Origin of the sequence: Mumia zhuanghuii (assembly GCF_042681565.1) — a bacterium.
Lineage (GTDB): Bacteria > Actinomycetota > Actinomycetes > Propionibacteriales > Nocardioidaceae > Mumia.
The window spans coordinates 135,480-154,865 of sequence record NZ_JBHUFT010000001.1; the positions used below are offsets into that span (position 1 = coordinate 135,480).

The following is a 19,386-nucleotide window of genomic DNA, read 5'->3' on the forward strand; positions in this document are numbered from 1 at the left end:
CCGTCGAACGGATTCCGTGGCGCGAGACGCGAGTCAGCGGTCCTGCCAGGTGCAGAGGCAGACCTTGTTGCCCTCCGGATCGGCGAGGACCCAGAAGCTCGGCGCCTCCGCCTCGCTCACGAGCGTGCCACCGGCGGCAACCGCGGCGTCGATCCTCGGCCGCACCTGCGAGGGCTCGACCCACACGTCGAGGTGCCAACGCTGTCTCGGCTCCTCGCCGCCGGACGGCTGGAACCAGATCGTCGGCAGCGCACCGTACGGGTCGATCACCTCGTCATCCACCTCCGACGACGACGCATCCTCCATCGCGAGCGCGGCACGCCAGAACGGCAGCACTCCCTCGTACGCAGGGGTGTCGAGCCCGAGCTCCAGCCGCGAGACGGTCGCACACTCCATGATGATGTCGGCGCCCGCGGCGGCGTCGGCGACGAGCCCGCTGATCGTGCGCGCGAGACCGACGTCGCGCTCGGTGATGCCGCCGGCGTCGTGACTCGTGAGCCGGACATCGACGTGGGTGTAGCGCAGGTCGACGTCGGGATGGTGGCCCATCTCCTCGGCCGCAGCACCGATCGCGTTGACGAGCGCCAGGCCCGTCGCGAAGTCGGGCGTACGGATGCGTGTCTGGAGGCCGCCGATCAGGTTCGCCCACCCGTCGAGCCGCTCGTCGGCGATCTGCGGGCCGGTCAGTCTCTGCGTGCTCATCGGTCCATGCTCGCGCGACGGTGCCGCGCTGTCACTCCTCAGACCTGTCGACTTTACGACCGATCGGTCGTAAAGTTGCGTGCATGACACTCACCAACGACAAGACGCCTTCCCTGGACGAGCCGTCGTACGGGGTCGTGGTCCCCGTCCGCGTCTATCTCGACGACCTCGACGGGTTCGGGATGCTCAACCACGTCGAGTACGCGCGGCTGTTCGACCACGCGGTCATCGACTTCTGGACCGACGCGGGCTGGGTGCTCGACCCGACCTCGTCGGTGCAGGTGATCCGCGAGGTCCACCTCACCTTCCACCAGCCGATCACGGCGATCGGCGACGTCGCCGTGCACCTGTGGGTCGACCAGGCGGGGCGCACGAGCGTGAACTACCGGTTCCGGATCACCTCTGCCGACCGCACCATCCTGCACGCGGAGGGCTCGCGCCGTCTCGTCAACCTCGACCCGGCGACATTGCGGCCGACACCGCTGACCGACGAGCAGTGGACCTACGCGGCGCCGCTGCTCGCCGACCACGTGGAGCGGCCGGCTGTCTGAGTGCTCGTACGGTCAGGCGAGTGCGGCGATCGCGTCGAGGGCGCACGCCAGGGCGAGGTCGAGCTCGGCCTCGGAGTCGAAGAGGACCGACCGCGTGATGCCCGCGGCGAGGAACGCATCAAGCTGGAACGCGACCGTACGCCCGTCACCTCCCGCCGCGACCGCATCGACCGCGAGCAGATCCAGCCACTCCTGCTTGAGAGCACGGACGGCGTCGGCGATCGGCCCTTCCTGCGCCCCGAACTCCGACGACGAGGTCACCAGGAAACAACCGCCAGGGAACACCCGCCTGCGCGCGTACGCGGCCCAGCTCTCGACCAGCGCACGCAGACGCGGTGCGCCCGGCTCCGTCGACCAGACCGGGGCGACGACCTCGGCGATGACCACCCGGCGGGCCTCTGCGATCGCCGCGAGCTGGATCGCCTCGCGGTTCGCGAAGACGGTGAGGATGCCGCTCTTGCTCACGCCGGTGGCCGCGGCGAGCCCTCCGACCGACAGGGAGTCGAGCCCGTGCAGCGTCGCGACGTCGGCGGCCTCGCGGGCCACCTTGCGCCGCGTCGCGTCGCCGCGCGCGCGCCGTCCGTCGGTCGTGGTGCTCATGGGTCGAGTCTAGGTTCGACTGCGCCGCCGCAGGAGCAGCAGCGCATTGACGGCCACGATCGCGATGGCCGCGACAACCGCCGTGGCGACCAGCGCGGCTGACGTGTCCCGTACGGCCACGACCACTCCGACGAGCGCCCACACCAGCGCCGCCGCATAAGCGATCGAGCCGCCGATCAGCGCGCTGAAGCCCACGGCGACCAGGGCGACGAGGGCGAGGGCCCACACCTGCCAACTGGTCTCCATCCCGTCGAAGTCACCGTCGGCCACGAGCGCCGTGCAGACGTTGAGGCCCCCGGCGGCGGTCACCCACCCCGCGTACAGACCCGTCGTCGCCCGCGCCAATCGCGTCAGCCACGTCGGCGCCTCGGTGTCGGGAGTACGGGCGGCGGCCACGTGCGCCGCATCGACGGCGATCACGACCATCACAAGGAGGATCACGGCGGTGATCCACGACCACTCGAAGGCCGAGGCGACGATCCAGAGCGACGCGCCCAGATACAGCAGAGCCAGGTCACCGAGGAGGCGGCCAGACGCCACGGTGCCGGTCGCACGCTTCACGAGCACGGCGATCGCGTAGGCGATCGTCAGGAGATAGACGAGGCTCCAGATCGAGAACGTGTAGCCCGAGGGCGTGATCAGCAGGTCGTCGCCCTGGCTGCTCGGTGGAGCGCCGAGGTCGCCGAGCGCCTGCACCGCCGGGGTCACCACCTGGACGATCGCCGCGACGAGCACCACCCAGGCAAGCGCGCGTGAGGGTCGGGTCGGCGTGCTCGTGGTCGGTGAAGTCGTCATCCCGTGCCACGCTACCGGTGATGTCAGCGTGCGGCGCGGTCGAACTCCGCGCGCGCCTGCACGATCTCCTCCTGGTGCTTCTCGGTCCACTGGACCAGCGACTGGATCGTGCCGAGGAGGGTGCATCCGAGCGGGGACAGACAGTACTCGACGCGCGGCGGCACCTCTGCGTACACCGTCCGGCAGATCAGGCCGTCGCGCTCGAGGTTGCGCAGCGTGACCGTCAGCATGCGCTGACTGATCCCGTCGATGGCGCGACGCAGCTCGTTGAACCGCATCGTCTTCTCCTCGAGGAGCGAGATCACGAGCAGAGACCACTTGTCGGCGATCCGGTCGAGGATCTGACGTACCTCGCAGCCCTCGCGCGCGTCCCACTGGAACACGTCCCAGCGGGGCTCGTCCTCCTCGGTCACTTCAAGAGGCTCGGTCACTTCAAGAGAACTAGGTGATGTCGAAGTGCGTACTTCCGCCATGCCCCCATCCTCACCCAGACTGATCGCAGTTACAAGAAGTAACCAGGCTGATGTTTGGTAACCCTAGGAGCCCGCGTGACCGTCGCACCCGTCTTCGATCCACCCGCACAGCAGATGACACCGCGCTCATGGGGGTTGCTGCTCGTCCTCTGCGGCGCCCTCTTCCTCGAGGGGATCGACATCGCGATGCTCAACGTCGCCGTCCCCGCGATCGCCGCCGACCTCGGGCTCGCGACCGGGACCGCGCACTGGATCATCAGCGCGTACGTCCTGGGCTACGCCGGCTTCATGCTGCTCGGCGGCCGCTCGGCAGACCTGTTCGGGCGGCGGCGCGTGTTCCTGGTCGGGCTCACCGTCTTCGTCGCGTTCTCCGGAGTCGGTGGTTTCGCGGACTCCGGCTGGCTGCTCGTGACCGCACGCTTTGCGACCGGAGTCGCCGCGGGGTTCATGACGCCGGCCGGATTCAGCATCGTCACGTCGAGCTTCCCGGAGGGACCGCTGCGCAACCGCGCGCTCTCCGTGTACGGTGCCGTCGGTGCAGGCGGGTTCACGCTCGGGATGGTCGCCGGCGGGCTGCTCACCACCGCGAGCTGGCGCTGGGTCTTCTTCGCCCCCGTGGTCCTCGGCGCACTCCTCCTCGTCGTCGGCCGTGCCCTGATCCGTCCCGACCAGCCACGCCTCCCCTCGACCTCCGGGTTCGACGTCGTCGGCTCGGTCACGGTCACCGCCGCGATGGTGTCGATCGTGTTCGCACTCGTGAGCCTGGGCGAGGGACACACAACGACGGCCGCGCTCACCCTGGCCGGCGCCGCCGCGCTGCTGGTCGGCTTCGTCCTGTGGGAGCGCCGCTCCCCTGCGCCGCTCCTTCGCCTGAGCATCCTTCGCCACGGGATGCTCCTCTCGAGCAGCACTGCCGGGCTGCTTTTCATGGGCGCGTTCTTCGGATTCCAGCTCCTGGTCACGCTGTACCTCCAAGAGCTCCGCGGCTGGACTCCGCTCGAGACCGGCCTGACCTTCGCGATCATGGGCGCGGACATGGTGATCGCGCCGCTCCTCACGCCGCTCCTGGTCGCACGGCTCGGCACCGCGGCGGTGATGACGGCCGGGTTCGCCAGCGCGACCGCGGCGTTCGCGCTGACCCTGCGACTCGAAGCCGACTGGACGTACGTCGACCTGCTCCCGACGCTCCTGCTGGTCGCCTTCGCCTTCGCGTTCGCGTATGGGCCGCTCGCCGCGGCTGCGACCGAGGGGCTCGACGAGTCCGAGCACGGCGTCGCCGGCGGGATCGTCAACACCGCCTTCCAGTTCGGCGCGGCGCTCGGCCTCTCGGCGGTCACGATCGTCCTCGTCGGCGCGAGCCCCGAGGACGCGACCCTGGACGACTATCGGCGGGCGTTGTTCGTGCCGACGGCGGCCGCCGCGCTCGCTGTGGCGATCGGCGCGACCGCGTGGGCGCGTAGGCGGGGTGGAGCGCGTCAGCGGAACTGAGCGAGCGCGCCGCGCAGGTCGTCGACCGCGGCTGGGAGCTCGTCGAGCTTCTCGGCCGCCTCGACCTTGGCGCGCGCGGCCGGGCCGTCGCTGACGCCGCCTGCCGCCTCGTACGCCCGGGCGAACGCGAGCAGGTCCCGGACGTCGCCGAGGAGGTCGTGGATCTGCTCGGCGCTCACCGCCAGCGCATCTGCCTTGGCACCGAAGAGTCCGACCGGGGGGCGAGTGACGGACTCGACCGCATAGCGCAGGCGTCGCGCCGCCTTGCGCAGCTCGTGCAACGCGACGTCATCACCGGGACCCGAGGTCGCCGCCGCGGCTCGACGCAGCACCCTGTCGCCCTCCTTGACGATCCTGCGACGCACGCCGCGCTTCGTACGACGCGACGCCTTCGCGGTCCGAGGGGGCGCGTCGAGGAAGGCCGCGAGATCCGCCCGACGGTCCCTCGCATCGACACTCACCCCGCGGCGTGCGACCGCACGGTGGGCGTCGCGGTACGCGGTGCGGAGCTCGTCGAGCATCCGGGCGCCAGCGGCGGCGTCGTCGTCGTCGTCGTCGAGGAACCGCTCGGCCACCGCGATCCTCACCTCGAGGTCGCGTGCCTCGCCGAGCTCGCGTCCCCAGTCCCGGTAGGTGCGGTGCAGGCGGCGGACCGTGTCGGCGTCGAAGAACGGCCGGTACGCCGCAAGCGTGCTGCGTAGCCGCCGTACGGCCTTGCGGTGCGCGTGAACGCCGTCGGGCTGGTCGAGCACGGCCAGGCCGAGCGTCGCGTCGAGCTGGTCGGCGATCGCGTCGAGACTGCGGGCAACCGCGTCACCCGCGTCGTCAGGGCGATCGTCTCCGCTCACGGTGCTCCCTCAGCCGTTCTGCCCGCGCGCCGCGACGGTCCACGTCGCCACCTCTCCATCGTCGCGGACGTGAACCCGATCGGCGAGGTTGATCGCGGTGCACACGTGGTTCGGGAGAACCGCGACCCGGTCGCCGACCGCCGGGACGTCCGCCGGGTCCGCGCCGCTCACGTCGACCACGCCGTGGTGCTCCCAGATCCGGTCGATGCGCGCGCCGGGGACTCCGAGCAGCACTCCGTGCCCGTCGACGTACGGCGGCCGGTCGGCGGCGAGGGTCTTGGAGCCTGCATCGAGGACGAGGCGATCCGGCGCGGGCGCGCTCACCACCGTGGTGATCACCGCGAGCGCGACCTCGTCCGGGCCGGCCGTCCCCAGTGCGACCTGCTGCGCGTCCTGGAACGCGTACACACCCGGCCGCGTCTCGGTGACGACCTCTACGTCGGTCGCCTCGTACGACGGAGTCGCCCCGCCGCTGCGGATCTCGCACGGCAGTCCCTCTGCGGCGAACGCGTCGGCGGCACGCGACAGCGCACTCGCCTCATCAGCTGCGGCGGGCGCGCCTGCGCCGAGCGCATACCCCTGACCAGGGAAGGTGAACACCCCGCCGACCCTCAGACCACGCTCGGTGGCGTGCGCCGCGAGCAGGCCGGCTTCCTCGGGCACGACACCCGTACGACGCAGCCCGCACTCGACCTCGACCAGGACCGAGAGGCGCGGGTGGTCCGCGAGGCCGTGGCGAACGAGGGCGTCGATGCAGTCACGCGAGTCGACGCCGAGGATGACCGTCGCTGCGTCGAGCAGCCGCCGCAGCCGGTCCGCGAGATCGTCCGTCGCAAGGACCGGGTACGCGACGAACAGGTCGTCGAACCCGGCCTTCGCGAAGCACTCCGCCTCCCCAACGGTCGCGAGCGTCAGGCCACGCGCTCCGGCCGCGACCTGCAGCCGCGCGATCTCCGGGATCTTATGGGTCTTCACGTGAGGACGCAGCCGCAGACCGCGGTCGTCGCAGAGCGCCTGCGCGCGGGCGAGGTTGCGTCGCAGCGTCGGGAGGTCGACCGCAAGGAACGGTGTCGCGATCCCCTGCCAACGATCCGGTGACCAGCGTTCCTCGCTCATGGCCGTCAGCCTAGGCCCGTCAGGAATCGAGAAGCACGCCGTCTGGCCCACGCCTAGCGTGACGTCATGTGCATGAGGATGAATGCCCTTCCGGCTCACGACCGGCCCGAACGCCTCGACGACCTCGTACGGCTTCGCCGTGTCCGTGACCGGCTCGAGCGGGAATACGCCCAGCCGTTGAACGTCATGGCACTCGCCGCCGGTGCCCGCATGTCGACGGGCCAGCTCATTCGGCAGTTCGAGCGCGCCTACGGCGAGCCGCCGTACGCCTATCTGCGGGCACGGCGCCTCGAGCGCGCCCTCGCTGCCTGACCCTGGAGTTTGCCGCGCCAGCTCGCGAGGGCCGGTCAGTCCAGGCAGAACTCGTTGCCCTCCGGGTCGGCCATCATGACGTGCCCGGCCTCCAACGGCGGCGCGGGCTCGAAGCGGCGCAGGCGGGTCGCCCCCAAGGCGACGAGCCGCTCGCACTCGGCCTCCAACGCGTCCATCCGCGCGTCTCCCTCCAGCCCAGGAGCCGCACGGACGTCGAGGTGGAGGCGGTTCTTGGAGGCCTTGTCCTCCGGCACCTGCTGGAAGAACACCCTCGGGCCCTTGCCGTCGGGATCCTCGATGGCAGAGCGCGAGTTGCGCGCCTCCTCAGGGACACCGATCTGCGCGAGGAAGTCGTCCCACGCAGCGAGCGGATCGTCGCCCTCTGGGACGTCGACGCCGGGCGGGCCGGGGTGGACGTATCCCAGGACGTCACGCCAGAAGGTCGACAGCGCCCTGGGATCGTGCGCATCGAAGGTCACTTGGAATTCGCGGCTCATCGTGGCTCCGTTCGTCGGCATGTCGCACGCCACTCTGGCACGGCCAACCGACAGAGGCCGGTGTCAGCAAGCGATCTCCTTCACCTCGCCGCGAGACAGGTGGAGCCCCGCGGGCAGCACGTGCAGCACCGCGAGGCAGAGCGCGGCGACCACTGCCAGGCCTGGCGCGATGCCGACTACCCGCGCCAGCGTCATTGGGATCGTGTCGACCCACCCCATCATCGGCAGACCCGCACGCCATGGTCGTCAGCTTGCCGCGCGCTTCACGAGCTGCTCGATCTTCTCCGCGTCGGCGTCGGTGATCTCGGTCAGCGCGTACGACGTGGGCCACATGCTGCCCTCGTCGAGCGTGGCAGACTCCTCGAACCCGAGCGTCGCGTACCTGCCGTCGAACTTCTCCGCGGCCTTGAAGAAGCAGACCACCTTGCCGTTCTCGTCGGTGTAGGCCGGCATCCCGTACCAGGTCTTGGCGCCCAGCTGAGGCGCGACGCGAGAGACGATCGCGTGGATGCGCTCGGCCATCACACGGTCGGAGTCGCCCATCTCGGCGATCTTCGTGAGCACGGCCTTGAGGTTGTCGGCCTTCTTCTTGCCGCCTCGCCCCTCCGCCTTCAGCTCCTCGGCGCGCTCCTTCATCGCGGCGCGCTCGTCGTCTGTGAAGCCGACGCCGGTCGATTCCTTCTGGCCGGCCTTCTTGGTGGTGGTCATCGGATGCTCCTCGTGGTCTCGGTCGACGTGGTGTCGTCGTGCTCGCCACGATGCCGGAGCCGCACGAGGGACGCTTCTCGATTCGTGATCGATGCGCGGGCTGCGCGTCGGTGAGCTAGCGTCCACACGAGCGCGACGGGTGGACGCTGGGCCACCGACGTGCGTGAACGCCGACGGGAGTGCGCATGACGAACGAACCGACCCGGTCCGCAGCCGACGATCCCGGACCCTTCTTCCACGGAACGAAGGCCGAACTGCAGCCCGACGACCTGCTCGCTCCTGGCTACGGCTCCAACTACGGCGAGCGGCAGAAGGCGAACTTCATCTACATGACCGCGACCTTGGACGCCGCCACCTGGGGAGCCGAGCTGGCCGTGGGCAACGGGCCCGGGAGGATCTACGAGGTCGTCCCGACGGGGCCCTTCGAGGACGATCCCAACCTGACCGATCAGCGGTTCCCGGGCAACCCGACGCGGTCGTACCGCACGCGAGAGCCGCTGCGCGTCGTCGGCGAGGTCGAGGACTGGGCGCCGCACTCTGCTGAGGAGCTCCAGCACATGCGGGACCACCTCGCCGAGCTTGAGCGGCAGGGCATCGAGGCCATCAACGAGTGAAGCCGTCCAGGGAACGCGCGCGTTCTCCGCACTCTCGCCGCCGACCGAGACCGACGTCGACGAGCATGAGGGTGGTCGACTCGTTGTCGGCACCGTCGTTCGTGGAGACAGCCGCCAGCCGGTCATCCGGAGACCACTCCGCCATCGCCAGGTCGCGTGATGCCTCGATGCCGTCCGTCAGGTCTCGGCGATGTTGACAACCCCTGGAAGGGCAACCTCTGATGCGACGACCCGGGTGCAGCAAGGCCGTCAATCCCTGAGCGATGACTCGGGCCCGCTGGCGCAGTCGAACTGGGAAGGGAGCAGGTTCAGAGGGAGGACTCTCGGCGATGGCGGTGATCGAGGACGTCCGGCCGCTCGGCAGCGCGCTCGAGCGCTCGTACGAGGTGTACGTACGAGGCCGGCTGAAGTTCCGCGTGAAGCAGATCGTCTATGTGGCGTTCTCCCTCGACGAGACCGTGATGGAGTTCGCATTCCCCAAGGAGGAGCGGGCCGCTCTCGTCGCGAGCGAGCCGCGCAAGTTCCAGCTGCCGGTGCAGTCGGACATGCGGTTCAACTGGGTCCGCTCCGACCTTGCGGCACTAGACCGGGCTGAGGCCCGCGAGCTCGTCGTCGACGCCTGGCGCATGGTCGTACCCCAGAAGCTGTCCCGCGCGTACGACCTCACCCATCCCGACGGCCCGGGGTGACGGACCGCCCGGGCCCAGGGCGTGCGGTGAGCTGGCTCAGCCGAACTCCTTCGGCATGTCGATGAACCGCGAGTAGTGGCCCTGGAACGTGACCGTCGCCGAGCCCGGCTGACCTGAACGGTTCTTGGCGACGATGAAGTCGGCCTCGCCCAGACGCTCGGACTCCTGCTCGTACATGTCCGGTCGGTGCAGCAGGACCACGATGTCGGCGTCCTGCTCGATCGAGCCGGACTCACGCAGGTCGGACAGCATCGGTCGCTTGTCGGTGCGCTGCTCCGAGCCACGGTTGAGCTGGCTGATCGCGATGATCGGGACCTCGAGCTCCTTGGCGAGCAGCTTGATCTGACGCGAGAACTCCGAGACCTCGACCTGGCGGTTCTCGACCTTCTTGCCGGAGGTCATCAGCTGGAGGTAGTCGATGACGATCATCTTGAGGTCGTGGCGCTGCTTGAGGCGCCGTGCCTTCGCCCGGATCTCCATCATCGTCATGTTGGGCGAGTCGTCGATGTACAGCGGCGCCGCCGCCACCTCACTCATGCGACGAGCGAGCTTGGCCCACTGGTCGTCGGACAGCGAACCCGACCGCATCTCGTGCAGACCGACGCGCGCCTCGGCGGACAGCAGACGCATCGTGATCTCGATGCGGCTCATCTCCAGCGAGAAGATCGCGGTCGTCAGCCCGTGCTTGATGGCCGCCGATCGGCAGACGTCGAGGCCCAGCGTGGACTTGCCGACACCGGGTCGTGCGGCAACGACGATCATCTGGCCGGGGTGGAAGCCGTTGGTGAGCCGGTCGAGGTCGACGAACCCGGTCGGCACGCCCGCCATCTGCCCGTCGCGGGCCGCGATCGCCTCGAGCTCGTCGAACGTCGCCTCCATGATGTCGTTGAGGACCGTGTAGTCCTCCGACGTGCGCTGCTCGGTCACCCCGAACACCTCGGACTGCGCGGTGTCGACGATGTCGTCGATCTCGCCCTCGCCTGCATAGCCGAGCTGCGCGATCTTGGTGCCGGCCGAGATCAGTCGCCGCAGGATCGCCTTCTCGCGGACGATGTCGGCGTAGTAAGACGCGTTGGCCGCGATCGGCACGTTGGCGACGAGCGTATGGAGGTAGGGCGCGCCGCCGATCTTGGCCAGCTCGCCTCGGCGCTGGAGCGCAGCGGACACGGTGACGGCATCAGCGGGCTCGCCGCGGCCGTACAGGTCGAGGATCGCGTCGAAGATCTCCTCGTGCGCCGGACGGTAGAAGTCGATCGACTTCACCGCCTCGAGCACGTCGGCGATCGCGTCCTTCGAGAGCATCATCGCGCCGAGCACGGACTGCTCGGCGTTGTTGTCCTGAGGTGGGGTGCGGTCGACCCGGCTCCCGCCGTACTCGTAGTCGTCCGGCGGCTCCGGAACCGACCCCAGCTCGGCAACGCTCACCCGCGCCACTCCTCCACGCTCGACCCCGATTGCGACACCCCACGCCCCCAAAACGGCACGCCGTGAATCACAGGTCTGTCATTCACGCTTCGAGCGTACGGGGGACCACCGACGAAGCTTCGAGAGCCATCCCGGACCCGCACCAGGAGGTTCGAAAACATCCGTCGAACGAGAAGCAAACTACGCGCATCGCGATGCCGGCTGCCAGTCGTGTGCGGCTGTGGATGCACAGCCTTTGTGGATCGCGACGACATTTGTGTGGATAACCAGGGGAAGACATGTGCACAGGCTGTGGGTATCCGTGTGGATTACCCCACGAGGTTCTCCACACCTGTGGGCTGACCTGGGGAAACACTGTCCCCCGCGTGTGGATCGAAACTCCCCCACGGGCGTGTCCGTCCGACTTGCACACAGCATGGAAGCCTTCTAATCTGCGCGCCCGTGGCCGTCGCGAAAGGCCTCCCAGCGCGCGAGCATCCCCGGGATCTCCTGGGCCATGAACGCGAAGAACATGGCCCCGAGCTCGAGCGGCGCGCCGTGGTCCTCGTGCTCGTCGCCGAGGTCCTTCGCTGCCTGCTCGAGACTCTCGTACCAGCGGACCAGGATCGCCTGCCGCCGCGCGATCATCGACTCCCACGGATCGCCTGGCGGGAGCCGGTAGTGGTGACGTCGATCGCTTCCACGATGGCGCTCGAGCATCCCAAGGCCGATCAGATAGTTGACCGCACCCGAGATCGCCGCCGGGCTCGCGCCGGTCGCCTCCGCGAGCTCGGCCGCGGTATAGCTGCGCTGCCCGAGCCCCAGGACGTACGCGAACGTCCGCGCCGGCATCGGAGGCACGCCGGAGTCGCGCAGGATCGCGGAGAACCTCTCCACGAAGTCCTCGAGGGCATCGCTCGCCACCGGGCCCACCTCCGTCACTTTGCGTCCGCCTGCCCCACTTTACCCTTCACATAATTCTGAATCATGTGTAGCGTCGGTCGAGTGAACCACGCCATCGAGATCGCCGGGCTCCAGAAGAGCTTCGGCACCACGCGCGCCCTCGATGGGCTCGACCTCACGGTGACCACCGGCGAGGTCCACGGCTTCCTCGGCCCGAACGGTGCCGGGAAGTCCACGACCATCCGCGTCCTGCTCGGCCTGCTGCGACAGGACGGCGGCACCGTCCGTCTCCTCGGCGGCGACCCGTGGTCCGAGGCGACCGCGCTGCACCGACGCCTCGCGTACGTCCCCGGCGACGTGACCCTGTGGCCCAACCTCTCCGGCGGCGAGGTCATCGACCTCTTCGGTCGACTCCGCGGCGGCGTCGACCCCGCACGGCGCGACGACCTCATCGAGCGCTTCAAGCTCGACCCGACCAAGCGCGGCCGCACCTACTCCAAGGGGAACCGCCAGAAGGTCGCCCTCGTGGCAGGGCTCGCTGCCGACACCGAGCTGCTTCTCCTCGACGAGCCCACCTCCGGGCTCGACCCGCTGATGGACGAGGTGTTCCGCGAGGCCGTGCAGGAGGTCCGCGAGCAGGGCCGCACGGTCCTGCTGTCGAGCCACATCCTCGGCGAGGTCGAGGCGCTGTGCGACCGCGTCACGATCATCCGCGAGGGCCGTACGGTCGAGTCCGGCACCCTCGCCGAGATGCGCCACCTCACCCGTACCTCGATCGACGTCACCACATCCCGCCCGGTCGACGGGCTCGACACCCTCGGCGGGATCCACGACCTCGTCGTCGACGCCGACGGCACCCGGGCACGCTTCGAGGTCGACACCGTACGGATCGGCGACACCCTCACCTACCTCGGCACCTACGGCGTCACGGCGCTCACGAGCACGCCACCGACGCTCGAGGAGCTGTTCCTGCGCCACTACGGCGACGAGATCGGCGCGCGCGATGCGGAGCCGGTGGCGTGAGGGACTCCTTCGCCGGGACCGCCACGCTGGTCCGGTTCGCACTGCGCCGTTCACGGTTCGCGCTGCTGTGGTGGATCGTCGGCATCACCGCGCTCTATCCCATCCAAGCCCTCGCGCTCGAGGCCAGCTACCCGACGCAGGCCGATCTCGACCAGCTCGCCGCGAGCCTCTCCGGGAACGCCGCGATCATCGCCATGGCCGGGCCCGAGTACGCCCTCGACACGATCGGCGGACAGACCGCGTGGCAGACGTCGGCCTTCGGCGCGATCCTCGCCGGGCTGATGAGCACCTTCCTGATCGTGCGCCAGACGCGGGCCGGCGAGGAGAACGGAGCGGACGAGCTCATCCGTGCCGGCGTCGTGGGCCGCTCCGCCACCAACGCCGCGGCGGTCATCGTCACCACCGCCGCCAACCTCGTGCTCGTCGTCGCGATCGCACTGCTCCTGATCTCCTGCGGGCTCCCCGCCGAAGGATCCTGGGCTCTGGGATGCGCCTGCGGGTTCACCGGGATGGTGTTCATGGGGCTCGCGCTGATCTTCGCCCAGGTCAGCAGCACGACCCGTGGTGCGTGGGGAATGAGCGGCGCGGCGATCGGAGTGGCGTACGCGCTGAGAGCCGCCGGCGACGTCGGCGAGAACGCCCTGACGTGGCTCTCCCCGATCGGCTGGGGCCAGCAGGTGCGGGCGTACGCCGACGAACGGTGGTGGCCCGCGCTGCTGCTGCTCGGCACGACTGTCCTGTCTGTCGCCGTCGCCCGCATGCTCCACCTCCGTCGCGACTTCGGAGCGGGACTCGTCGCTCCTCGCCGTGGCCCGGCGACGCGCGACTGGCGAGGCGGGGCGTACGAGCTCGCGTGGCGGCTCCAACGTCCGACCGTGATCGGTTGGCTGGTCGGGCTCGCGTTCGGCGGCGCCGCGTACGGCACCATCGGCAACGATGTCGGCGACCTCGTCGGCGACAGCGACCTGTCCGGGTCGCTGACCGGCGGCCAGACGAGCGGCGAGGCCATGACCGACGGCTTCTACGGCAGCGCGATGCTCATGCTCGCCATCATCACCGCCGCGTTCGCTGTCGCGGTCATCCTGCGCGCCCGTGGAGAGGAGACGTCCGGCCGGGCCGAGCCACTGCTCGCGACGGCCCTGCACCGCAGGACGTACCTCGCGAGCCATGTCGCGCTCGCCGTGCTCGCCTCCACCGTGGGCGTCGCACTCGCCGGCGCGGCGACCGGGTGGATGTACGGCGTGGTGTCGGGGTCGTACGACAGGATCGGCCAGCTCACCGGGGCCGGGCTCACGTACGCGCCCGCGATCTGGGTAATGATCGGCGTCACCGTGGTCCTTGTCGGCTTCCTCCCGCGCCTCGCATCGTGGGGCTGGCTGGCCATCGGGTTCGCGGCCGTCGTGATGTTCTTCGGGCCACTGCTGAAGTTCCCCGACTGGCTCATGAACGTCTCGCCGTTCACCCACCTCGCGCTCGTACCGCTCGATGACGTCGCGTGGGCGCCGATCCTGTGGCTCACCGGGATCGCGGTGACGCTCGTGGCAGCAGGGTTCCTCGGGTTCCGTCGAAGGGACGTGGTCAACTAGCCCGGTGAGACCGCACCTGGACACGCGCGACCGCGAGATCTTCCGGATCGCCGTCCCGGCTTTTGCCGCGCTGGTCTCCGAGCCTCTGATGCTCGCCGCCGACACCGCGATCATCGGCCACCTCGGCACCGACCCGCTGGCCGGCCTCGCGATCGCCTCGACGGTCCTGCAGACCTTCGTCGGGCTGTGCGTGTTCCTCGCGTACGGCACGACGGCGTCGGTCAGTCGCCACCTGGGCGCCGAGGACAAGCGGGGCGCGATGACGGCCGGCATGAACGGACTGTGGCTCGCCGTCCTCATCGGCGCCTTTGCCGCGCTCCTCGCCGGCGCGGGAGCGTCGCTGATCGTCCGGGCGTTCGGTCCCGCCGACGCGGTCGGCGACCAGGCCGTCACCTATCTCGTCTGGGCCGCCCCCGGCATCCCGGCGATGCTCGTCGTGCTCGCGGCGACCGGGGTGCTCCGTGGGATGCAGGACCTCAAGACCCCGCTCTACACGGTCATCGTCGCCAATGTCGTCAACGTGATCCTCAACATCGTCCTCGTGTACGGGTTCGACATGGGCATCCGCGGCTCCGCCATCGGGACGACCGTGGCGCAGCTCGGCTCGGGGCTGTTCCTCGCGTTCGTGGTGGTGCGGGCAGTTCGCCGCGAGCGCGCCCCCGTTCGCCCGGACCGCGCGGGCATCCGCGAGTCGGCACGCGCCGGCTCCGCCCTCGTCGTCCGTACGCTCACGCTGCGCGCCGCACTCCTCATCGCCACCGTCGTCGCGACCACTCAGGGGTCCGCTGCGCTCGCGGCGCACCAGGTCGTCGTGACGATCGTGTCGATCCTCGCGTTCGCGCTGGACGCGATCGCGATCGCCGGGCAGACGCTGACCGGGCGCTCGCTCGGCGCCGGCGACGTCGCGGGCACCCGCTCGACGACGCGGCGCATGATCGGTTGGGGCGTCGCGTCGGGCGTGGTCGCTGCCGTCCTCCTGCTCGCGTCCGTACCGTGGCTCCCGAGCTTGTTCACGTCCGACGAGGCCGTGCGTCAGCTGCTCGTCGGGGCGCTCGTCGTCGTGGCGCTCACCCAACCGATCTCAGGTGTCGTCTTCGTGCTCGACGGCGTCCTCATCGGAGCGGGCGACGGCGCGTATCTGGCGTGGGCCGGGGTCATCACCCTCATCGCGTACGCGCCGCTCGCCGTCGCGGTGTGGCTCACCGACGCGGGGCTGACGTGGCTCTGGATCGCGTACGCGGCATTCATGCTCGCGCGGATGGTCACGCTCGTGCTCCGCGAGCGTACGGACCGTTGGATGGTCGTCGGCGCACCCTGAGCGGGCGATGCCGACCGGTCGCGCGTCGACACGCGGGGGTACTGCGCGCCGGCGCGCCCGGGTCAGGCCGCGCGGTAGCGTTCGCGAACCGCGCGATGGAGGTCGACGTCAGCCGCGTCGCGGTCGGCGTCGTCGCACAGGACGCAACCGATCACGAACGCCGCGTGGACGCCGGTGAGGTGGTCGTCGAGCACGACGCAGCACGTCGCGCACCGAGCGCCCCACCCGTCGACCTCGGAGAACTCCGTGCCGCAGTCGACGCAGATCATCACCAGCTCCGACATCGGGCACCTCATCTCCGGGGGTCGGGGTTCCTCTGCTCTCAGTGTGCTCGCGAGGTCCGACAGGACCGCCGAACCGCGCCCCGGCGTGTCGTGGGCGGCAGGTGATCTTGATCGCGGTCCATCGGGCCCTGACATTGAGCCATGCGTACGGCGCAGTGGTGGGCGACGTCGGTGGTCCTTGCTTGCTCGAGGCGATCCGGTGGGTCGTGTTCAGGCGGCCCGCGCTCAGGAGGGCGCTCGTCCTGAGGACCACCCTGTGCCGTTCAGTGGCAGGTTGGTCTGTTCCTCGTCGGTGCCACCATGCTGCTCGGGCCCACCTGCCTCGGCCTCGGGCCTGGTTCGGGTGGGTGACTGAGCGCTACGACGCCTTCTTCGCGGCCTTCTTCGCGGTGCTCTTCTTGGCCGTCGACTTCTTTGCGGCGGCCTTCTTCGCGGGCGCCTTCTTCGCGGCCTTTTTGGAGGCGGACTTCTTGGTGGGCTTCTTCCCCGCCTCGTCGGCGCCCTCCCCCGCACCCTCGCCCTTCTTGGCACGGTCGATCGAGGCCTGCAGCGCCGCCATCAGGTCGACGACGTTGTCCTTCTCGTCAGCACCCTCACCGACGGCCGGCGACACCACCTGGTTGCCCTCGAGCTTCGCCTCGACGAGCTCGTCGAGCGCGGACTCGTACTCGTCCGTGTACTCCTCGGGGTCGAAGTCGCCCTCCATGCTCGTGACCAGCGACTGCGCCATCTTGATCTCCTGCGGGCGCAGCTCCAGGTCTTCGCCGAGGAACCCGAACTCGGGCTTGCGGATCTCGTCGGCCCACAGCAGCGTGCTCATCGTGAGCACGCCGTCGCGGACGCGGATCGTCGCCATCTGCTCACGCGTCCCGATCGTCACCTTGACGACCGCGACCATCTCGGACGACTCAAGGGCCTCACGGAGCAGGAGGTACGGCTTGAGGCCGGCGTTCGTGTCCGGCTCGAGGTAGTAGCTCTTGTTGTAGAGGATCGGGTCGACCTGGTCGAGCGGCACGAACTCCAGCACCTCGACGGTCTTCTTCGTCGGCAGCGGCAGCTGCTCCATGTCCTCGTCGGTGAGGACGATCATGCGGCCGTCGGGGAGCTCGTACCCCTTGGCGATCTCGGAGTACTCGACGACCTCACCGTCGGCCTCCGCGACCCGCTTGTACTTCACCCGCGACCCGTCGCTGCTCCGGACCTGCCGGAACGAGATGTCGTGGGTCGACGTCGCGCCGTACATCTTCACCGGGATGCTGACCAGGCCGAACGAGACAGAGCCCTTCCACATCGCGCGCATCGTCTCACCCCCTCGTTGGCCAAGCGAACCGTCCCGAGGCGGCGCTGTCAACGCGAACACCGTCCGATTGCCGTTCGGGGCGCGGGCGCGCAGGGTCTAACCATGGCGACGAACAGACTGCGGATCGGCTTCAAGCTGATGGCGGAGGGGTTCCCTCCGAAGGAGATCGTCGAGCAGGCGGTGGCCGCAGAGGACGCCGGCTTCGACTTCGTCGAGGTCAGCGACCACTATCACCCGTGGTTGTACTCGCAGCAGCACTCGGGCTTCGCCTTCTCGATGCTCGCCGCGATCGCTGCCCGGACGCGCACGATCGGCCTCGCGACCGGGGTGACCTGCCCGATCATGCGTTACCACCCCGCTGTCGTGGCCCAGATGGCGGCGACTACCGGTGTCCTCAGCGACGGCCGCTTCACGCTGGGCGTCGGTTCCGGTGAGCGCCTCAACGAGCACGTCACCGGTGCCGGCTGGCCATCGGTGTCGGTACGGCACGAGATGCTGACCGAGGCGCTCGAGATCATCCGCCTGCTGTTCACCGGCGGCTACCACTCCTACACCGGCGATCACTTCGAGGTCGACGACGCGAGGGTGTTCGACCTGCCCGAGATCCCGCCGCGCATCCTCGTCGCGGCCGGAGGCGAGGACGCGGCCCGGCTCGCCGCCGAGCTGGGAGACGGTCTGTTCGCGACCGAGCCGCGCGAGGAGCTCGTCGAGACCTACCAACGGGCCGGCGGCGCCGGACCCCGGTACGCCGAGGTCCCGCTCGCGTACTCGTCCGACCCCGTCGCCGCTGCCGAGGCGGCGCACCGGACGATGCGCTTCGGCCTGACCGGGTGGAAGGTCCAGGCAGAGCTGCCGAACCCCATCAACTTCGAGGCGGCGACCGCGCACGTCCGCGTCGACGACATGCGCGAGGCGTTCGGCTGCGGGCCCGACGTGGAGCGGCACGCGGAGGTGGCGAGCCGGTTCCTCGATGCCGGCTTCGACCACCTCGTCCTCATGAACGCCGGCCCGCCGGACGAGATGGACGCGTTCTTCTCCCACGTACGAACGACGCTGCGTCCGCGACTCGAGGAGATCGCCGCCGCATGAGGACCATCGGCGTCGAGGAGGAGATGCTCCTCGTCGATCCCGGGACCGGGCAGACGATCGCCGTCTCGCAGCGCGCCCTACGCAGTCACGACGGCGAGGCGCCGATCGAGCACGAGCTGTTCCTCGAGCAGGTGGAGACGATGACCAGCCCCCACCGGCTGCTCGACGACCTGGCTGCCGACCTCACGCAGGCCCGGCGCGAGACCGTCGCCGCCGCACGGGCTGCAGGAGCCTCCTTGGTCGCCTCGGGGACGTCGCCGTTGCCGAGCGCACCGGCACAGGTCACCCCGAAGCCGCGGTACGAGCGCATGGTGGCGGAGTTCGGCGCCATCGGGCGCAGCGCCGTCGTCTGCGGCATGCACGTGCATGTGGGCGTGGACGACGACGAGGAGGCCGTCGGGGTCATCGATCGGATCCGCCCGTGGCTGCCGACGCTGATCGCGCTCGCCGCGAACTCTCCGTACGAAGCGGGCAGGGACACGGGGCATGCGACCTGGCGGTCGCGCCTCTGGACCGAGTGGCCGAGCGCCGGTCCGGTCGAGCCGTTCGGTGACGCCGCCACCTATCAGCGTGCCGTCGCCGACCTGGTTTCCTCCGGCGCCGCCCTCGACGAGGGGATGATCTATTTCGACATCCGGCGGGCGCGCACGTTCCCGACGGTCGAGGTCCGAGTAGCCGACGTCTGCACGGACTTGCGCGACGGGTTCCTCGTCGCTGCGCTCACCCGCGGGCTCGTGGAGACCGAGGCGCGCGCCTGGACCGAAGGCCTGCCCGCTGCGCAATGGCGGGTCGAGCTGCTGCGCGGTGCGCGCTGGCACGCCGCGCGGCACGGGACGGCCGACACGCTCTTCGACCCCGGCGCACGCGAGCTCCGCCCCGCCGAGGACGTCCTTGCCGGGCTCGTCGCGCACGTGAAGGACGCGCTCGTCGACGCCAGGGACCTCGAGGTGGTCCAGGACGGCGTCGCGCGAATCCTTCGCGAGGGGACCGGCGCCGACCGCCAGCGACGAGTCGGGGTCGACGGAGACCTCGCGGCCGTCGTCGCCGACCTCGCCCTGCGGACCGACCCAGACACGTGAGAAGCCA

Annotated in this window: 23 protein-coding genes; 10 read left to right on the forward strand and 13 right to left on the reverse strand. The window is 69.8% G+C overall.

Annotation, left to right across the window (positions count from 1 at the left end; genetic code table 11):
• Positions 1–33 precede the first annotated feature (33 nt).
• The gene (locus tag ACFSDF_RS00680; RefSeq protein WP_167249661.1) at positions 34–702 is read right to left on the reverse strand and encodes a 4a-hydroxytetrahydrobiopterin dehydratase; all 669 of its coding nucleotides are present in this window, start codon (positions 700–702) and stop codon (positions 34–36) included.
• 83 nt (positions 703–785) lie between these two features.
• On the opposite strand from ACFSDF_RS00680, the gene ACFSDF_RS00685 reads away from it, so the two are divergent.
• Positions 786–1,253, forward strand: a complete 468-nt coding sequence (locus ACFSDF_RS00685) for an acyl-CoA thioesterase (RefSeq protein WP_167249659.1) — start codon at positions 786–788, stop codon at positions 1,251–1,253.
• A gap of 12 nt (positions 1,254–1,265) precedes the next feature.
• Here ACFSDF_RS00685 and ACFSDF_RS00690 read toward each other — a convergent pair whose 3' ends face one another.
• The 3 genes from ACFSDF_RS00690 to ACFSDF_RS00700 are packed head-to-tail and all read right to left on the reverse strand — an operon-like array spanning position 1,266 to position 3,061.
• The gene (locus tag ACFSDF_RS00690) at positions 1,266–1,853 is read right to left on the reverse strand and encodes a TetR/AcrR family transcriptional regulator (RefSeq protein WP_167249657.1); all 588 of its coding nucleotides are present in this window, start codon (positions 1,851–1,853) and stop codon (positions 1,266–1,268) included.
• 9 nt (positions 1,854–1,862) lie between these two features.
• Positions 1,863–2,648, reverse strand: coding sequence for a hypothetical protein (locus tag ACFSDF_RS00695; RefSeq protein ID WP_377155659.1), 786 nt, complete (start codon positions 2,646–2,648; stop codon positions 1,863–1,865).
• 23 nt (positions 2,649–2,671) lie between these two features.
• Positions 2,672–3,061 carry a winged helix-turn-helix transcriptional regulator gene (locus ACFSDF_RS00700; protein WP_243845053.1) on the reverse strand — a complete coding sequence of 130 codons (390 nt, stop codon included), beginning with the start codon at positions 3,059–3,061 and terminating at the stop codon, positions 2,672–2,674.
• Positions 3,062–3,196: 135 nt separating this feature from the next.
• Here ACFSDF_RS00700 and ACFSDF_RS00705 point away from each other — a divergent pair, with 135 nt between their 5' ends.
• Positions 3,197–4,609 carry an MFS transporter gene (locus tag ACFSDF_RS00705; RefSeq protein WP_377155661.1) on the forward strand — a complete coding sequence of 471 codons (1,413 nt, stop codon included), beginning with the start codon at positions 3,197–3,199 and terminating at the stop codon, positions 4,607–4,609.
• On the opposite strand, the gene ACFSDF_RS00710 is transcribed toward ACFSDF_RS00705, so the two are convergent.
• Together ACFSDF_RS00710 and ACFSDF_RS00715 are read right to left on the reverse strand one after the other, a co-directional pair.
• Positions 4,597–5,457 (reverse strand): CHAD domain-containing protein, encoded by an 861-nt coding sequence (locus ACFSDF_RS00710; RefSeq protein ID WP_377155663.1) that lies wholly within the window; start codon positions 5,455–5,457, stop codon positions 4,597–4,599. The genes ACFSDF_RS00705 and ACFSDF_RS00710 overlap by 13 nt on opposite strands.
• A gap of 9 nt (positions 5,458–5,466) precedes the next feature.
• On the reverse strand, positions 5,467–6,573 hold the full coding sequence (locus ACFSDF_RS00715) for an alanine racemase (protein ID WP_377155665.1): 1,107 nt from the start codon (positions 6,571–6,573) through the stop codon (positions 5,467–5,469).
• Positions 6,574–6,639: 66 nt separating this feature from the next.
• Here ACFSDF_RS00715 and ACFSDF_RS00720 point away from each other — a divergent pair, with 66 nt between their 5' ends.
• On the forward strand, positions 6,640–6,885 hold the full coding sequence (locus ACFSDF_RS00720) for a helix-turn-helix transcriptional regulator (RefSeq protein WP_182397124.1): 246 nt from the start codon (positions 6,640–6,642) through the stop codon (positions 6,883–6,885).
• A 35-nt stretch (positions 6,886–6,920) separates the two neighbouring features.
• Here ACFSDF_RS00720 and ACFSDF_RS00725 read toward each other — a convergent pair whose 3' ends face one another.
• The 3 genes from ACFSDF_RS00725 to ACFSDF_RS00735 form a co-directional block, all read right to left on the reverse strand.
• Entirely contained in the window at positions 6,921–7,382 is a 462-nt protein-coding gene (locus tag ACFSDF_RS00725; RefSeq protein ID WP_167000648.1) for a VOC family protein, read from the reverse strand.
• A gap of 63 nt (positions 7,383–7,445) precedes the next feature.
• Entirely contained in the window at positions 7,446–7,604 is a 159-nt protein-coding gene (locus ACFSDF_RS00730; protein WP_208322209.1) for a hypothetical protein, read from the reverse strand.
• A gap of 24 nt (positions 7,605–7,628) precedes the next feature.
• On the reverse strand, positions 7,629–8,090 hold the full coding sequence (locus tag ACFSDF_RS00735) for an iron chaperone (protein ID WP_167000650.1): 462 nt from the start codon (positions 8,088–8,090) through the stop codon (positions 7,629–7,631).
• 185 nt (positions 8,091–8,275) lie between these two features.
• Here ACFSDF_RS00735 and arr point away from each other — a divergent pair, with 185 nt between their 5' ends.
• Both arr and ACFSDF_RS00745 read left to right on the forward strand, forming a co-directional pair.
• Positions 8,276–8,704 (forward strand): NAD(+)--rifampin ADP-ribosyltransferase, encoded by a 429-nt coding sequence (arr, locus tag ACFSDF_RS00740; protein WP_167000652.1) that lies wholly within the window; start codon positions 8,276–8,278, stop codon positions 8,702–8,704.
• Positions 8,705–9,033: 329 nt separating this feature from the next.
• The gene (locus ACFSDF_RS00745) at positions 9,034–9,393 is read left to right on the forward strand and encodes an MmcQ/YjbR family DNA-binding protein (protein ID WP_167000654.1); all 360 of its coding nucleotides are present in this window, start codon (positions 9,034–9,036) and stop codon (positions 9,391–9,393) included.
• Between the two features lie 36 nt (positions 9,394–9,429).
• Here the strand turns inward: ACFSDF_RS00745 and dnaB are convergent, their stop codons facing one another.
• On the reverse strand, positions 9,430–10,803 hold the full coding sequence (gene dnaB, locus ACFSDF_RS00750; RefSeq protein ID WP_208322287.1) for a replicative DNA helicase: 1,374 nt from the start codon (positions 10,801–10,803) through the stop codon (positions 9,430–9,432).
• Positions 10,804–11,244: 441 nt separating this feature from the next.
• Positions 11,245–11,721, reverse strand: a complete 477-nt coding sequence (locus ACFSDF_RS00755; protein WP_167000658.1) for a GbsR/MarR family transcriptional regulator — start codon at positions 11,719–11,721, stop codon at positions 11,245–11,247.
• An 81-nt stretch (positions 11,722–11,802) separates the two neighbouring features.
• Between ACFSDF_RS00755 and ACFSDF_RS00760 the strand changes: the two genes are divergently transcribed.
• From ACFSDF_RS00760 to ACFSDF_RS00770, 3 genes are read left to right on the forward strand one after another with little or no spacing between them, the layout of a single operon-like run.
• Positions 11,803–12,723, forward strand: a complete 921-nt coding sequence (locus ACFSDF_RS00760) for an ABC transporter ATP-binding protein (protein WP_243842831.1) — start codon at positions 11,803–11,805, stop codon at positions 12,721–12,723.
• Positions 12,720–14,309, forward strand: a complete 1,590-nt coding sequence (locus ACFSDF_RS00765) for an ABC transporter permease (RefSeq protein WP_167249645.1) — start codon at positions 12,720–12,722, stop codon at positions 14,307–14,309. Before ACFSDF_RS00760 ends, ACFSDF_RS00765 begins: the two co-directional genes overlap by 4 nt.
• Positions 14,310–14,313: 4 nt before the next feature.
• Positions 14,314–15,627 carry an MATE family efflux transporter gene (locus tag ACFSDF_RS00770; RefSeq protein ID WP_243842832.1) on the forward strand — a complete coding sequence of 438 codons (1,314 nt, stop codon included), beginning with the start codon at positions 14,314–14,316 and terminating at the stop codon, positions 15,625–15,627.
• A gap of 62 nt (positions 15,628–15,689) precedes the next feature.
• Here the strand turns inward: ACFSDF_RS00770 and ACFSDF_RS00775 are convergent, their stop codons facing one another.
• A complete protein-coding gene (locus tag ACFSDF_RS00775; protein WP_167000664.1) occupies positions 15,690–15,911 on the reverse strand; it encodes a hypothetical protein in 222 nt (73 codons plus the stop codon).
• Positions 15,912–16,269: 358 nt separating this feature from the next.
• Positions 16,270–17,211: a non-homologous end joining protein Ku gene (gene ku, locus ACFSDF_RS00780; RefSeq protein ID WP_167249643.1), complete on the reverse strand. Its 942-nt coding sequence runs from the start codon at positions 17,209–17,211 to the stop codon at positions 16,270–16,272.
• 102 nt (positions 17,212–17,313) lie between these two features.
• On the opposite strand from ku, the gene ACFSDF_RS00785 reads away from it, so the two are divergent.
• On the forward strand, positions 17,314–18,300 hold the full coding sequence (locus ACFSDF_RS00785; RefSeq protein ID WP_377155670.1) for a TIGR03557 family F420-dependent LLM class oxidoreductase: 987 nt from the start codon (positions 17,314–17,316) through the stop codon (positions 18,298–18,300).
• A complete protein-coding gene (locus ACFSDF_RS00790; RefSeq protein ID WP_167000668.1) occupies positions 18,297–19,379 on the forward strand; it encodes a carboxylate-amine ligase in 1,083 nt (360 codons plus the stop codon). Before ACFSDF_RS00785 ends, ACFSDF_RS00790 begins: the two co-directional genes overlap by 4 nt.
• Positions 19,380–19,386: the final 7 nt, after the last annotated feature.

Bases quoted from the DNA above. Each gene is read 5' to 3' on its own strand.
- ACFSDF_RS00730 (WP_208322209.1), bottom strand. From the start codon at position 7,604: ATGATGGGGTGGGTCGACACGATCCCAATGACGCTGGCGCGGGTAGTC.
- arr (WP_167000652.1), top strand. From the start codon at position 8,276: ATGACGAACGAACCGACCCGGTCCGCAGCCGACGATCCCGGACCCTTC.
- ACFSDF_RS00695 (WP_377155659.1), bottom strand. From the start codon at position 2,648: ATGACGACTTCACCGACCACGAGCACGCCGACCCGACCCTCACGCGCG.
- ACFSDF_RS00725 (WP_167000648.1), bottom strand. From the start codon at position 7,382: ATGAGCCGCGAATTCCAAGTGACCTTCGATGCGCACGATCCCAGGGCG.
- ACFSDF_RS00745 (WP_167000654.1), top strand. From the start codon at position 9,034: ATGGCGGTGATCGAGGACGTCCGGCCGCTCGGCAGCGCGCTCGAGCGC.
- ACFSDF_RS00680 (WP_167249661.1), bottom strand. From the start codon at position 702: ATGAGCACGCAGAGACTGACCGGCCCGCAGATCGCCGACGAGCGGCTC.
- ACFSDF_RS00690 (WP_167249657.1), bottom strand. From the start codon at position 1,853: ATGAGCACCACGACCGACGGACGGCGCGCGCGCGGCGACGCGACGCGG.
- ACFSDF_RS00775 (WP_167000664.1), bottom strand. From the start codon at position 15,911: ATGTCGGAGCTGGTGATGATCTGCGTCGACTGCGGCACGGAGTTCTCC.
- ku (WP_167249643.1), bottom strand. From the start codon at position 17,211: ATGCGCGCGATGTGGAAGGGCTCTGTCTCGTTCGGCCTGGTCAGCATC.
- ACFSDF_RS00685 (WP_167249659.1), top strand. From the start codon at position 786: ATGACACTCACCAACGACAAGACGCCTTCCCTGGACGAGCCGTCGTAC.
- ACFSDF_RS00735 (WP_167000650.1), bottom strand. From the start codon at position 8,090: ATGACCACCACCAAGAAGGCCGGCCAGAAGGAATCGACCGGCGTCGGC.
- ACFSDF_RS00785 (WP_377155670.1), top strand. From the start codon at position 17,314: ATGGCGACGAACAGACTGCGGATCGGCTTCAAGCTGATGGCGGAGGGG.
- ACFSDF_RS00790 (WP_167000668.1), top strand. From the start codon at position 18,297: ATGAGGACCATCGGCGTCGAGGAGGAGATGCTCCTCGTCGATCCCGGG.
- ACFSDF_RS00715 (WP_377155665.1), bottom strand. From the start codon at position 6,573: ATGAGCGAGGAACGCTGGTCACCGGATCGTTGGCAGGGGATCGCGACA.
- ACFSDF_RS00720 (WP_182397124.1), top strand. From the start codon at position 6,640: ATGTGCATGAGGATGAATGCCCTTCCGGCTCACGACCGGCCCGAACGC.